General features: G+C 69.4%; 11 protein-coding genes, 1 tRNA gene and 1 pseudogene. 6 read left to right on the forward strand and 7 right to left on the reverse strand.

What is annotated here, in order from left to right:
* Window positions 1–2,271, reverse strand: a 2,271-nt coding sequence (locus tag HY68_RS08630) for a sensor histidine kinase (RefSeq protein ID WP_241778500.1), incomplete at its 3' end; no start/stop codon positions are given.
* A gap of 653 nt (window positions 2,272–2,924) precedes the next feature.
* Between HY68_RS08630 and HY68_RS42655 the strand changes: the two genes are divergently transcribed.
* Entirely contained in the window at window positions 2,925–3,263 is a 339-nt protein-coding gene (locus tag HY68_RS42655; protein ID WP_041986512.1) for a DUF4333 domain-containing protein, read from the forward strand.
* Between the two features lie 23 nt (window positions 3,264–3,286).
* Here the strand turns inward: HY68_RS42655 and HY68_RS08640 are convergent.
* Window positions 3,287–3,894, reverse strand: a pseudogene (locus HY68_RS08640) (response regulator transcription factor).
* Here HY68_RS08640 and HY68_RS08645 point away from each other — a divergent pair.
* Window positions 3,856–4,416 (forward strand): hypothetical protein, encoded by a 561-nt coding sequence (locus HY68_RS08645; RefSeq protein ID WP_041986515.1) that lies wholly within the window; start codon window positions 3,856–3,858, stop codon window positions 4,414–4,416. The pseudogene HY68_RS08640 and the gene HY68_RS08645 sit on opposite strands and share 39 nt — an antisense overlap.
* A 74-nt stretch (window positions 4,417–4,490) precedes the next feature.
* Here HY68_RS08645 and HY68_RS08650 read toward each other — a convergent pair whose 3' ends face one another.
* Complete coding sequence (locus tag HY68_RS08650) at window positions 4,491–5,036, reverse strand: TetR/AcrR family transcriptional regulator (protein WP_198533236.1); 546 nt, start codon at window positions 5,034–5,036, stop codon at window positions 4,491–4,493.
* Window positions 5,037–5,113: 77 nt separating this feature from the next.
* Here HY68_RS08650 and HY68_RS08655 point away from each other — a divergent pair, with 77 nt between their 5' ends.
* The 4 genes from HY68_RS08655 (at window position 5,114) to HY68_RS08675 (ending at window position 8,416) form a co-directional block, all read left to right on the forward strand.
* Window positions 5,114–6,046, forward strand: a complete 933-nt coding sequence (locus HY68_RS08655; RefSeq protein WP_241778501.1) for an NAD(P)H-binding protein — start codon at window positions 5,114–5,116, stop codon at window positions 6,044–6,046.
* Window positions 6,046–7,329: an alpha/beta hydrolase gene (locus HY68_RS08660; RefSeq protein ID WP_041986526.1), complete on the forward strand. Its 1,284-nt coding sequence runs from the start codon at window positions 6,046–6,048 to the stop codon at window positions 7,327–7,329. Before HY68_RS08655 ends, HY68_RS08660 begins: the two co-directional genes overlap by 1 nt.
* A complete protein-coding gene (locus tag HY68_RS39530; protein WP_052457045.1) occupies window positions 7,326–7,778 on the forward strand; it encodes a nuclear transport factor 2 family protein in 453 nt (150 codons plus the stop codon). Before HY68_RS08660 ends, HY68_RS39530 begins: the two co-directional genes overlap by 4 nt.
* Window positions 7,779–7,861: 83 nt before the next feature.
* A complete protein-coding gene (locus HY68_RS08675) occupies window positions 7,862–8,416 on the forward strand; it encodes an SRPBCC family protein (protein ID WP_052457046.1) in 555 nt (184 codons plus the stop codon).
* Window positions 8,417–8,662: 246 nt separating this feature from the next.
* Here HY68_RS08675 and HY68_RS08680 read toward each other — a convergent pair whose 3' ends face one another.
* The 4 genes from HY68_RS08680 to HY68_RS08695 form a co-directional block, all read right to left on the reverse strand.
* The gene (locus tag HY68_RS08680) at window positions 8,663–9,046 is read right to left on the reverse strand and encodes a hypothetical protein (protein WP_041986530.1); all 384 of its coding nucleotides are present in this window, start codon (window positions 9,044–9,046) and stop codon (window positions 8,663–8,665) included.
* Between the two features lie 636 nt (window positions 9,047–9,682).
* A tRNA-Thr gene (locus HY68_RS08685) sits at window positions 9,683–9,756 on the reverse strand.
* A gap of 97 nt (window positions 9,757–9,853) precedes the next feature.
* Entirely contained in the window at window positions 9,854–11,449 is a 1,596-nt protein-coding gene (locus tag HY68_RS08690; RefSeq protein ID WP_041986533.1) for an alpha/beta hydrolase, read from the reverse strand.
* 88 nt (window positions 11,450–11,537) lie between these two features.
* A complete protein-coding gene (locus tag HY68_RS08695; protein ID WP_041986536.1) occupies window positions 11,538–12,743 on the reverse strand; it encodes a DNA polymerase III subunit delta' in 1,206 nt (401 codons plus the stop codon).
* Window positions 12,744–12,840 lie beyond the last annotated feature (97 nt).

The raw sequence follows: 12,840 nt of genomic DNA on the forward strand, positions 1-12,840 counted from the left end.
GGACGCCTGGCCGCCGGCCCCTTGGCCGGGCGGACGGCCGCCCACGGTCGTACCACCGGCGCCGGCTCCGACCCCGGCCCCGACGGGGGCGCCGGGCCGTTCGGGCGTACGCAGGGGACCGTTCGGCCGCTCGGGCATACCGGCGGACGAGCCGTTCCGGTTGTTCGGGTCGTTCGGATTGTTCCGGCCGGGCCGGTTGTTCGGGTTGTTCTGGTCGTTCGGATTGTTCTGGTCGGGCCAACCGCCGCCTCCGGCGGGCTGCCTGCGGCCGTTCTGGCCCGGCGCCGCGATGGGCCGGGGCGCCTCGTAGCGCACCTGGTTGCCGCGGTCGTCCTGGTCACGGTCCTCGCCGAACATGCCCTGCGGCGCGGACGGCGCCGTCTGCGGCAGCGTGGCCAGCACGTTGGACGGCAGGGTGACTTCGGCGATCGTGCCGGGGCCGGACGAGTCGCGCAGTTCGACGACGATGCCGTGCCGCGCGGCGAGCCGCGACACCACGTGCAGGCCCATGGACCGTACGTCGCCGATGCCCGCCTGCGGCGCGCGCAGCGCGGCGTTGTGCACGGCGCGGCGCTCGGCCTTGATACCGACGCCCTCGTCCACGATCTGTACGACGGCCCGGTCGGACAGCCGCCAGACGGCGACCCCGACCTGCTTGTCGGGCGGCGAGAACCGCGTGGCGTTGTCGAGGAGTTCGGCCAGGATGTGCGCCACGTCGTGCACGGCGCGGGCGGCGATGCCGATCCCCGCCTCGATGACGCCGAGCGACACCCGGTCGAAGCGCTCGATCTGCTGCGCGGCGGCCACGACGACGGTGGAGCACTCGATGTCGCTCGCGCGCACCCGGGCGTTCCCGTAACCGCCCAGCACCAGCAGGTTGTTGGTGTTGCGCTCCATGCGGATGGCGAGGTGGTCGAGGGCGAAGAGCGTCTTCATACGCTCGGGGTCGGCCTCGTCACGCTGCACCGCGTCCAGCTCGGACACCATAACGGTGGTCAACTGCGCGCCCCTTCGGGCGACACGGACCAGCGTCTCGGCGAACTGCTCGTGGATGTGGGCCTGTTGCGCGGCCAGCCGGACGGCTTCGTGGTGGACGGCGTTGAACGCCTCGCCGACCTCGCCGATCTCGTCGTCACCCGTGGTCTTGACCGGGTTGCCGGTCCGCGCGGCCATCTCCTCGGGCGATGCGGATCTCAGCGCGCCGGGCTGGGACAGCTCGGTCATCACGGCGGGCAGCCCGGTGTGGGCGACCTCGTGGGCGGCGTTACGCAGGTCACGCAGCCGGCGGATCATGACGCGGCCCAGCCGGATGGCGACGAAGACGGCGCCGAACAGGGTCAGCAGCACCAGGGCGGCTTCGGCCCCCGCCGTCCACAGGAGCGTGGAGCGCTCCTCCTTGACCGTCGCGTAGACGGCCGCGTCGATCTGCTTCTCCACGTCGCCCAGCAGGGACAGCCGGTCGGTGGACGCCTTCTGCCAGGCCTTCGGCGTGACGTCGATGTCCTGGCTCGTGCCCGTACGGCCGATCTTGTCCTCAAGTCGCCGGGCCTCCAGCGCCTTCGGACCGGAGAGCGTGCGCTCCAGCCAGGTCCGCCACTCGGCGGGGCCGAGGTCGTACAGGACGCCGATCGACTCGGTGTAGCCCAGCTGACCGCCCTCGAACGTCCGCTGCGAGGCGGTCGTGAAGCCGCCGGCGGACTGCGCCCGCATGACCGTGACCTGGTCCTGTGCCCGGTACTCGGCCGCCTTGGACAGGGCGGCAGCGGCCCGGATCTGGTCCGCGATGTCGGCGTCGACGCCGTCGGCCTGCGCGATGCCGTCGCGGTAGTTGTTCAGGTCGGCGATCACGATGCGGTAGCCGAAGGCGAGCGCGGAGATGGTGCTGGTGCCGGAGCGCACCTGGGCCCGCAGGGCGGGCATCTCGTCGATGAAGCGCTGGATACGGTCCAGGGCCCCCTGCGCGCTGCCCGGCACCTCGGTCAGCTTCCGGGCGTCCTTACGGAAGTCGGCGACGCTCTTGTCGGTCTTGGTGGTACTTACTCGAAACTCATCCAAATCTCCCTGCTTGGAGACAAGCGCGGTGGCTGCGACCCGCTCGCTCTGAAGCTGACGGGTCAACTCTCCCGCGCTGGCCGCGACATCGACCATCGCGGTCAGCCGGTTGGCCTGGACCGCCTGGTCGGTCGCCGGCGCGAGTGCCAGCACCGAGAAGGTGACCGCCACGGTGAGAGGCGCGGTGACCAGCAGGACGAGACGACGATTGATTTTCACTGGGCGGCTCCGTTGCCGGAACCACTGCCGAGTATCGGTGTCAACGCAGATACCTGTTAACGGGTCGTGGGGTGTCGCTGAGGTCTCCGGTCATGGTGCTCACGGTGCGGATGAGGCCCCAGTGGCGCGGCTTGATCTTAAGCCGTAGCACGTAACCACAGACGCGTCACAGGCGAAAAATGTCCGGTCACACCAGAACAAAGTCGATCCAACACGGTCACCGACGCGACGGCAACAACCCGGCCTGAGACGCGGTCAATTAGCCGAAACAATCCACCAAACCCCCTTTGACCAGGGGTCGGACACTTCGCGACGCCACCACAGACGCCCGACCGAACGCTCACGAACCGCTCCGGCGCGGCGACTTGACTGCCCGTCCACGCCTGTCGGGTCGTTGCAGAATGGTTAGATTCGCTAGCGCAACGTGTCCTCTCATACCTCCAATTTCAGTCACACCGGAACAAGAGAACTTCCCCTCCCGCGCCTGCCGACCGCGACGGTCTCCCTCCCCTCCGCCTCGGCCCTCGTTCGTTCGGCCGAGGCCGGGGTTCGCAACCAGCCGATGTGCCGATGTGGCGTGGGCCGGCGCAGGAGGAGGCTCTGCGGAGAACGGCCGGTGGGGACCGGCCGTGACGCGAACCGAGGAGCACCGCATGAAGCGCATCATCATTGCCCTGGCCGTGGCCGCGGTACTGGCGGGAGGCATCGTGGTGGCATGGAACGTGATGGACAACTCGTCGGTCGCCACCGCGAGCGGAGCGGATCACACGGTGCCGCGCGCCGAGGTCGAGAAGCAGGCCAAGGAGAACTACGCCATCCCGTTCGTCCAGGACGGGCCGCAGTCCGTGAGCTGCCCGCAGGGGCTGCGCGCGAAGGTGGACGACACCGTGTCGTGCACTGCTGTGTTCAAGGGTGAGCACAAGACGATGCTGATCTCCGTGACCGGGGTGAAGGGCGGCAGGGTGAGTTTCGACTACGGACTGGACAAGTAGCGCGGCGTGGTGCGGCGACCGGATCAGCGGTCGCCGACCACCCCGCAGCGCGAAGCCCAGGCGGCGACCTCCACGCGGTTCCGCAGCTTCAACTTGGTCTGGATACTCGCCATATGGGTCTTGACGGTGGAGAGCGAGACAAAAAGCTCGTCGCTGATCTCCTGGTTGGTCCGCCCATCGGCGACCACCCGGGCCACTTCCAGTTCCCGTGCTGTCAGCGGGGTGGCGGACACCTCAGCCCGAGCGGTGGGCTGCTGCTCGCCCATCCGCTCCAGGAGCCGTACGGTCACGGCGGGCGAGATCAGTGCGTCGCCGCGCGCCGCCGCGCGTATCGCCTCCACCAGCAGTGCCGGGCCCGCGTCTTTCAGCAGGAACCCGCAGGCGCCGCCGTGCAGCGCCCGTAGACGTAGTCGTCTTGGTCGAAGGTGGTCACGACCACGACGCGCAGCGGGTCGACGGCCTTCGGACCCGCGAGCAGCCGGGTCACCTCAAGACCGTCGAGTTTCGGCATCCGGATGTCGACGAGGCACACGTCGGGCCGCAGCTTCCTGGCCAGTTCCACGCACTCCGCGCCGCCGGCCGCCTCGCCCACGTGCAGCGTGCCGCCGACGGCCTCGGTGCGCTCGGTCAGCCCGACGAGGCCAAGGCCGCCGCGTCCGCCGAGCGGTTCGGCGTTGGGCGCACCAAGGTCCCCGTGGCAGGCGGTAGTTGGTACACCGCGGACCTATGGGTCGGCGCGCCCGCGCACCACTTCGACCACGACTTCCACCTCTCGACACTCGCCGTGCTCGGCGCGAGCTTCGCCGTCGCCATCGCCTCGACGGGCATCACGGCAGCCTCATCCGTCCTCGACCGCCGCCGCACCTACGGCTTGCTGCATCTGGCAGGCACCCCCCTCCGGGTCCTGGACGCGGCCAGGCGCACGGAGTCGGTACTGCCCGGCGCCGTACTCACAGGCGGCGCGGTCCTCACCGGCCTGTTCTGCGCGGCCCCCCTGACATTCGCCGGAGGCACCCCCCACGCGGACGCCCGCGGCCTCACACTCCTCGCCACCTGCCTGGCCCTGGGCCTCGCCGGCCTAATGACCGCAAGCGCGGCAAGCCGCCCACTGCTACGCACGGTGGTAACAGAAGCCGGCCCCCGCCCGGACTGAACCCGGCTTCTTCGGTCAACCGGGCGGCGCCCACCCGGCGTAATCCTCCGTTGGGTACAGGAATCAGCGCTTTGTCACACCGCGGCGATCGTCAGGTCGGTAAGCCGGTCGAGGTACTCGTCATTCACCGGCCGGGCGTGGGTGAGACGCCAAAATACCGGCGCGATGGTCAGGTCCAGCACCAGGTCGACGTCGTCGGCTGCCAGCTCCCCCCGGTCACGTGCCCGCTCCAGCGCGGCACGAGCCCAAACGACGCGCGGACGTGTGACATGCTCCGCCACCGCCTCGGCGAGCACGGAGTTGCGGTCGGACTCGGCAATCAGGTCGGGCAGCACCGCCCGGATACGCGGGTCACTGAGCCATTCGAAGGCGGCCTGCATCACCGCCCGCACGTCACCGCGCAGGGATCCGGTGTCCGGGGCGGGCCCGATCGGTGTGCTGAGCCGGACGAGCCCGTCGACGATCATCTCCAGCTTGGACGGCCAGCGCCGGTAGATCGCACTCTTGCCGACATCGGCCCGCCGGGCCACGCCGTCCATCGTCAAGCGCGCGTAGCCCGACTCCACCAGCAGGTCGATGGCCGCTGAGGTAATGACATCGGTGACCGCCGGCTTCAACACGGCAGCACCCGTAGGGCTCCGTCGGGACGTAGTCATGCGTTCAGCGTACCTCAGGACGGGACGGTTCCGTCCCGTCCATGGTACGGTCCACGAAACGGACGGGACGATACCGTCCCGTCCAAATAGATAATGAGAAGAGCCAGCTCATGCGAACTGTTCTCGTAACAGGCGGAACCGGAACCACTGGCCGCCGGGTCGCCGCCTTCCTGCGCGCCCGTGGTACAGCGGTGCGAACAGCCAGTCGGCACCCTGTGGCCGGCGATGACCAGCATGTGATTTTCGACTGGGCCGATCCCGGTACTTTCGCGACTGCCCTGGAAGGCGTCGACCGCGTGTTCCTGGTCGCCCCGCTCAGTGACTCCGACCCCGCCGCCGCTGTCGGTGGCTTTCTTGACGCGGCTGTCGCGGCCGGCACCCGACGGGTCGCTCTGCTGAGCTCTTCCGCGGTCACCGACGCCCCGTCGGGACTGGGCGCCCTGCCACCGTTGGTGCGGCAGCGCGTGCCTGAGGCGGCGGTGCTCAGGCCTTCCTGGTTCATGCAGAACTTCGTCGGAAGCCATCCAGTGGCGGTCGGAATCCGGGAGCGGGGGGAAATCGTCACCGCGACCGGTCGCGGGCGGGTGGCCTTCATCGACCCGGACGACATCGCCGCCGTCGCCGGTCACCTGCTGCTCGGGACCCCGATCCCTGACGGCGAGCTGATCCTCACCGGCCCGCAGGCCCTGAGCTACGACACGGCGGCCGCCGTGATCAGCGAGGTCACCGGCACCGCGGTGCGCCACACCTCGGTCACGGTCGAAGAACTGACTGCGGCGATCGAAGCCGGCGGAGTGCCTCACGACTACGCACGGGTGCTCGCCGACATGGACGCGGAGATCGCCGGAGGCAGCGCGGAGCGGATCACCACGACCGTACGCGACATCACCGGCCGAGAGCCCCGCTCCCTGCGCGACTTCCTCGGCGACGCCTACCGGATCCCCTCAGCCCACCCGGCGCGGGCGATGATCTGATGCGCCCCGTGATGTTCGCCGACGACCGGCAGTTCTGGTTCGAGACGCTGCGGATCCTTGGGCACGCCGCCTACGGCGGATCCGACATAGGCGAGGTGCTGACCACCGCCGAGGCGATCACCCCTGGCGACTACGACAGCTGGCACGACGCGTGGCGAGCGACCGCCGATCGAGTCGGTGCCCAGGCCGAGGCAAGTCTGAAGGCGGGACACCGGGTCAGCGCCCGCGACGGCATGCTGCGCGCGGCGACCTACTACAGCACTGCGGAGTTCTTCCTCCACGGCAACCCCGGCGACCCCAGGATCAACGACGCCTACGAACGCGGCACTGCCTGCTTCGCGACGGCGGCGAGCCTGTACCGTCCGGTGATCGAGCCTGTGCGGATCCCCTACGAAGGGACCGTCTTGGAGGGCTGGTTCTACCGCCCCTCCCTCGACGGGGCCCCGCGCCCGACGCTGGTGATGCACAACGGCTTCGACGGCAGCGCCGAGGAGCTGCACTACCTGGGCGGACTGGCCGCACTCGACCGCGGGTACAACGCGCTGTCCTTCGACGGGCCAGGACAGCCCAGCGCGATCCACCGACGCGGCCTTGTGCTGCGCCCCGACTGGGAGCACGTGGTCGGCCCTGTCCTGGACCACCTCAAGACACTTCCCGGCGTCGACCACGACCGGGTCGCGCTGATGGGCGTGAGCCTGGGCGGGATGCTCGCCCCGCGGGCCGCCGCGCACGAACCGCGCCTGGCCGCCGTGGTCGTCATCGACGGCGTGTACGACGCCGCCGAGGCGCTGACCGGGCTGCTGCCGCTGCCCCGCGCGGAAGTCGAACACCGCGCCCGAGCCGATCATGACCTGGCTCTCGACGACCTGCTCGATCGAGCCGCCGCGGACAGCCCCACCCTGCGTTGGGCATTCGGACACGGCCGGTACGCCACCGGCACCGCCACTTCACGGGAGTTCCTCGCCCGGTACCTGGACTACCACCTCCGCGACGGCGTCTCCGAGCGGATCACCTGCCCTGTACTGGTCTGCTCGGCGGGCGACGACCTGTTTTTCGCCGGCGACGGGACGACCAAGCCCCAACCCCAGGAACTCCACGACCATCTGACCGCCTCCGCGCACCTACAGCACTTCACCGCCGCGGAGGGCGCCGACGCCCATGGTCATGCCGGCGCCGAACGCCTGGCCATGGCCCGCGTCTTCGACTGGCTCGACACCACCCTGGCCCACGCCGACAACGTCCGGCCCTCCCAAGCGACTCAACAACTTACGGAGATCGCATGAACCTGCGGGAAATCAGCGACCGCTTCGAGATCCAGGACGCCGTCCACCAGCTTGTCCGCGGCTTCGACCGCCGAGACTGGACCACTGTCGAGCGCCTGCTCGCGGACACCGTCGTCTCGGACTACACCGCGATGCTGGGTGGTGAAGCGCAAACGCGCACCGCTGCGGAACAAACCCGGTACTACCAAGAGCAGCTCGACCCCTTCGACGCGACGATGCACGCGGCCACAACGTTGCTGGTCGACCTTGACGGCGATCGCGCGACAGCAAGTGTCAACATCCTCACCTGGCTACGTCGTGAAGCCGCCCCGGCCGGCCCGATCTGGTCCAACGGCGCCGCCGGTGAGATCCAGCTGAAGCGCACCGCGGGCGGCTGGCGCATCACCCGGATCACCGTGCGACCCGCATGGTCCGAGGGCAACCGAGGCGTATTGGACCCCGCCCACTAAGACCCTCAACAACGGACGCTCGGTTTCCAGCCGCACCACGCAAGCGCCCGTCCCAGTCCCCTCTCTACGCGAAGGAACACGTCATGCGCGCTCTCCACGCCGTCCCGCTCGCCGCCCTGACCGCAGTTCTGGTCATCCCCGCCGGTGGTCCGGCCTTCGGCCACTCGCACAACCGGTCGCTCACCTGTGCCGGCGTACACCCCGACGAGAACGCGCCGGTGATCACCCGCAAGAGCGTCGTCATCAACGCACCGCTGAACACGATCTGGAAGGTGCAGACGGACGTCGAGAACTGGCCCACCTGGCAGCCGAATATCACCTCGCTGACCAAGGACACGCCCGGCGCGCTACGGTCCGGCTCGGTGTTCCGCTGGGCGACCGAAGGTCTGGACATCACGTCCACCGTCAAGAAGGTCGAGCACGGAAAGTGCCTGGCATGGGGAGGCCCGGCCCAGGGGATCGACGCCATCCACGTATGGACGTTCACCCCCGTGAAGGGCGGCGTACTCGTACGCACCGAGGAGTCCTGGACCGGCGCACCGGTGACCGCCAACGCCGCCACCCTCCAGACGGCCCTCGACACGTCACTCCAGAACTGGGTGAACAACCTCAAGCACGAAAGCGAAAGCCACTCCTGACGATCGAGCCCGTGCAGCGTCCCCTCCACGAGACTCGGCCGAGCACCGAGACGGTACGGGCGCCATGCGCGGCGGAAATGGAAAAACCCCAGGTCACGTCGAGTGAGTCCGGGGGCCCTCCGGAGCCGCCTGCGGGATTCGAACCCGAGACCTACCATTACGAGCTGTCCGGCTCTTGTTCCGCGGCGGAGCCAGCTCAAGGAAGCACCCGAACCGGCTCCAAACTGCGAGCAGACGACTTGCCTCTTACTGCCAACCGTGCTCGACAGTGACGGAGTTGGAGACCGTCTCGGCCCCGGGCGGGAGCTTCCACGCGCACGTGTCGTGCAGGTTGGCAAGCAACTCCTGCTCCTCGTCGTTGGTGACCTTCAGGTAGTACAGGGTGCGCTTGGAGTGGAGCGACGATTCGTGGATATCGCGCGTAATGGTGTAAGTCCTCGCCTCCTGCCCCGGCGTGATCGGGTCTGTCGGGCAGAAGACCGTGTGCTCGGTGCCAGGTTCGCCGACGTTGTCCATCTGGGCGATCAGGTAGTACTTCGTCGCCTTGTCAGGCGGGCAGGCCACCTTGGCCGTCGTCTGGAAAGTACTTCCAGCCTTGTCCGGAGCGCTCAGCTGGACGGCCGGGAACAAGCATCCACCGGACGCCGGGTCCCCACCTCCCCAGTTGGCGGCGACAAGCGCAGCGCCCACGGTGCCAGCAGCAGCGATGGCTGCGGCGATGGTGACCTGGTACCGGGACAGATGGAAGCGGCGCCGTGGACGCGGTGTGCGTGGTGGAGGAGTGGAACCCACAGGTGCCCCCTATGTCGGACGTTTCATAGGAAGAGAGCGGCGGGCTTGTCTTAGTTGCACAAAGCGGAGGGGGACTTAGATGGATATACGAGGGTATTGGGCCGTCGTCTTTGCGCGTAGCGTGCGTAGTACTCGGTGCAGTGCGCATCTTCCGCTTGAGGCAGGACAAGGCCAGCTCCGGCCCCTGGCCGCGTGGGCGTGCACCCTGGACATGCCCACGATCATGGAAATCCTGCGGCACACCCAGATCAGCCAGACCCGCCGCTACGTCAAGGGCCGCTCGCACCTCACCAAAGACGCCATGCGCCGCATGGGAGACACCTTTCTACCCGCGCCGGCGCCGACGTCTGAGCCCGCAACTGAGACTGGAATTGAGACTGGAGGCCGCCGCGCCGCCCGCGCTCGACGGCGCCGCCGTATCCGACAAAAGCAAAAGCCCCAGGTCACGGCGAGTGAGTCCTGGGGCTTCCACAGAGCCGCCTTCGGGATTCGAACCCGAGACCTACGCATTACGAGTGCGTTGCTCTGGCCAACTGAGCTAAGGCGGCATGCCGTCTGCACCATGGTGCGATCAGCAGCGACGCCAAGTCTACACAGTTTCGAGGGGTGGTCAGTACACGTCCCTCTTGGGGGCCTCTGGGCAGGTCAGGAGCACTTTTTGTGCGCTGCCGGGGGTGTGCCCTCCAGGAGGTAGGTGTTGATCGCCGTGTCGATGCAGTCGCTGCCGCGGCCGTAGGCCGTGTGGCCGTCGCCGTTGTAGGTGAGGAGGGTGCCGGAGGAGAGCTGGGCGGCGAGGGACTGGGCCCATTTGTAAGGGGTCGCCGGGTCGCGGGTGGTGCCGACCACGACGATCGGGGCCGCGCCGTCGGCTGTGATGCGGTGCGGGGTGCCGGTGGCCTTGGTGGGCCAGTAGGCGCAGTTCAGGGAGGCCCAGGCGAAGCCTTCGCCGAAGACCGGGGACGCCTTCTCGAACGACGGGATCGCGGCCTCGACGTCCTTGGGGGTGGCGAAGGCCGGCGGCAGGTCGAGGCAGTTCACGGCGGAGTTGGCGAACATCAGGTTCGCGTAACTGCCGTTGCTCTGGCGCTCGTAGTACGAGTCGGCCATGGCGAGGAGCGCGGCTCCGTCGCCGGACATCGCGCTGGTGAGCGCGTCGCGCAGCTGCGGCCAGGCCGACTCGTCGTACATGGCCTCGATCACCCCCGTGGTGGCGAGGGACTCGCCCAGCTTGCGGCTCTGGCCGGTCGGGATCGGTTTGGCGTCCAGGGTGTGGAAGAACGACTTCATCCGCGTCGAGGCGTCGGCCGCGGACTTCGTGCCCAGGGGGCAGTCGCTCTTCTTGACGCAGTCGTCGGCGAAGGACGTGAAGGCCGTCTCGAAGCCCGCGGTCTGGTCGCGGTTGAGTTCACGGGCCGGGAGGGACGGGTCCATCGCGCCGTCGAGGACGAGCCGGCCGGTGTTCTTGGGGAACAGGCCCGCGTACGTCGCGCCGAGGAAGGTGCCGTACGAGGCGCCGACGTAGGAGAGCTTCTTGTCGCCCAGCGTCTGCCGGAAGATGTCCATGTCACGGGCGGCGTCGACGGTGGAGACGTGCGGGAGGATCTTGGCCGACCGCTTCTCGCAGCCCTGGGCGAACTTCTTGAAGGCCGCCGACAGCGCCGTGGTCTCGGCCTGGTCGTCGGGGGTCTGGTCCACCTGGGTGTAGGCGTCCATCTCCTTGCCGGTGAGGCATTCGACGGGGGCGCTGCGGGCGACGCCGCGCGGGTCGACGGCCGCCATGTCGTACCGGGCGCGGATCTGGGCCGGGTAGCCGATGCCCGCGTACCCCGTGAGGTAGTCGATGGCCGAGCCGCCGGGGCCGCCCGGGTTGACGAGGAGGGAGCCGAGGCGTTTACCGGGGCCCGTCGCCTTCTTGCGGGCCACCTTCAGGTCGATCTCGGCGCCGGACGGCTTCGCGTAGTCGAGCGGGGCCTTCAGCGTGGCGCACTGGAAACCCGAGGGGCCGCACGAGCGCCAGTCGAGCTTCTGGTCGTAGTACTTCTTCAGGGCCGCCTGGTCCACGGGGCCCGCGCCGCCCTCCGGTGCCGCGCTGCCGGCCGACGCCGTGCCAGAAGCGGCGCCGGACGCCGCGTCGGAGGCCGACGCCTTCGGCGAGGAACTGCCCGAGCTGCAGCCGGAGATGAGCAGGCCGACCGCGACGACGGCCGTGGCGGAGGAACGGAACAGGCGCCTGGTGTCCATCAGCGGAGCCTAACCGCCCCGGCCGGTCCGCCGCCCGCCGGAACTCCTCGTACGGGTGAGCGGGACGGCGCAAGCACCGGGCACGCGGTCAGCCCGCGCGCAGGGACACCGCCATCGACTCCACCGCCAGCAGCGGTGCCACATTGCGGTCCAGCGCCTGGCGGCAGGCGACGACCGCCTCTATCCGGCGCAGCGTGCGCTCGGGGGTGGAGTCGCGGGCGACCCGATCCAGCGCGTCCCGTACGTCCTCGTTGGCGAGCTGGACCTTCGAGCCGACCTGGATGGCCAGCACGTCCCGGTAGAAGCCCGTGAGGTCGGTGAGGGCGAGATCGAGGCTGTCGCGTTGCGTACGGGTCGAACGGCGCTTCTGACGGTCGGCCAGCTCCTTCATCGCGCCGGCCGTGCCGCGCGGCATCCGGCCGCCCGCCGACGCGCCGAGGGCCGCCTTCATGTCCTCGGTCTCCTTGACGTCGACGTCCTCGGCGACCTGCTTCGCGTCTTCCGTCGCCGCGTCGATCAGCTCCTGTGCCGCCCGGAGGCAGCCGCCGATGTCAGCGACCCGCAGCGGGAGTTTCAGCACCGTGGCGCGCCGGGCGCGGGCCCGCTCGTCGGTGGCGAGGCGGCGGGCCCTGCCGATATGGCCCTGGGTGGCACGCGCCGCCGCATGGGCGGCGTCGGGCTCGATGCCGTCCCGTCTGATCAGGACGTCGGCGACAGCGTCGACCGGCGGGGTACGCAGGACGAGATGGCGGCAGCGGGAGCGGATCGTCGGCAGCACGTCCTCAAGGGAGGGCGCGCAGAGCAGCCAGACCGTGCGGGGCGCGGGCTCCTCGACGCCTTTCAGCAGGACGTTGCCCGCGCCTTCGGTGAGGCGGTCGGCGTCCTCCAGGATGTTGACCTGCCAGCGCCCTCCCGCGGGGGAGAGCCCGGCGCGGCGGATCAGCTCGCGGGTCTCCTTCACGCCGATGGACAGCAGGTCCGTGCGGATGATGTCGACGTCCGCATGCGTGCCGATCAGGCTCGTATGGCAGCCGTCGCAGAATCCGCAGCCCGGCTCGCCGCCGAGCGCACGGTCCGGGCTCGTGCACTGGAGGGCGGCGGCGAAGGCACGGGCGGCGGTGGAGCGCCCCGACCCCGGCGGGCCCGTGAACAGCCAGGCGTGCGTCATCTTGGACGCCTCGGGCGGTGCGGTGCCCTGGGCCTCCGCCGTCACCCTGGCGTCGGCGTCACGGGCGGCGGCGGCGAGCGTGTCCCGGACCCGGTCCTGTCCGACCAGGTCGTCCCAAACGGTCATCCGCCGTCACCGCCTCCGCGCGTCATGTCCTTGCTGGATTCGTTGCTGGATCCATTGTGCGGGCGGGGTCTGACAATCAGCGGCGGCGGCCACGCCG

It is taken from the genome of Streptomyces sp. AcH 505 (assembly GCF_000818175.1).
In the GTDB taxonomy this organism is placed as follows: Bacteria; Actinomycetota; Actinomycetes; order Streptomycetales; family Streptomycetaceae; genus Streptomyces.

Bases quoted from the DNA above. Each gene is read 5' to 3' on its own strand.
- HY68_RS08655 (WP_241778501.1), top strand. From the start codon at position 5,114: ATGGTACGGTCCACGAAACGGACGGGACGATACCGTCCCGTCCAAATA.
- HY68_RS39530 (WP_052457045.1), top strand. From the start codon at position 7,326: ATGAACCTGCGGGAAATCAGCGACCGCTTCGAGATCCAGGACGCCGTC.
- HY68_RS08660 (WP_041986526.1), top strand. From the start codon at position 6,046: ATGCGCCCCGTGATGTTCGCCGACGACCGGCAGTTCTGGTTCGAGACG.
- HY68_RS42655 (WP_041986512.1), top strand. From the start codon at position 2,925: ATGAAGCGCATCATCATTGCCCTGGCCGTGGCCGCGGTACTGGCGGGA.
- HY68_RS08690 (WP_041986533.1), bottom strand. From the start codon at position 11,449: ATGGACACCAGGCGCCTGTTCCGTTCCTCCGCCACGGCCGTCGTCGCG.
- HY68_RS08675 (WP_052457046.1), top strand. From the start codon at position 7,862: ATGCGCGCTCTCCACGCCGTCCCGCTCGCCGCCCTGACCGCAGTTCTG.
- HY68_RS08695 (WP_041986536.1), bottom strand. From the start codon at position 12,743: ATGACCGTTTGGGACGACCTGGTCGGACAGGACCGGGTCCGGGACACG.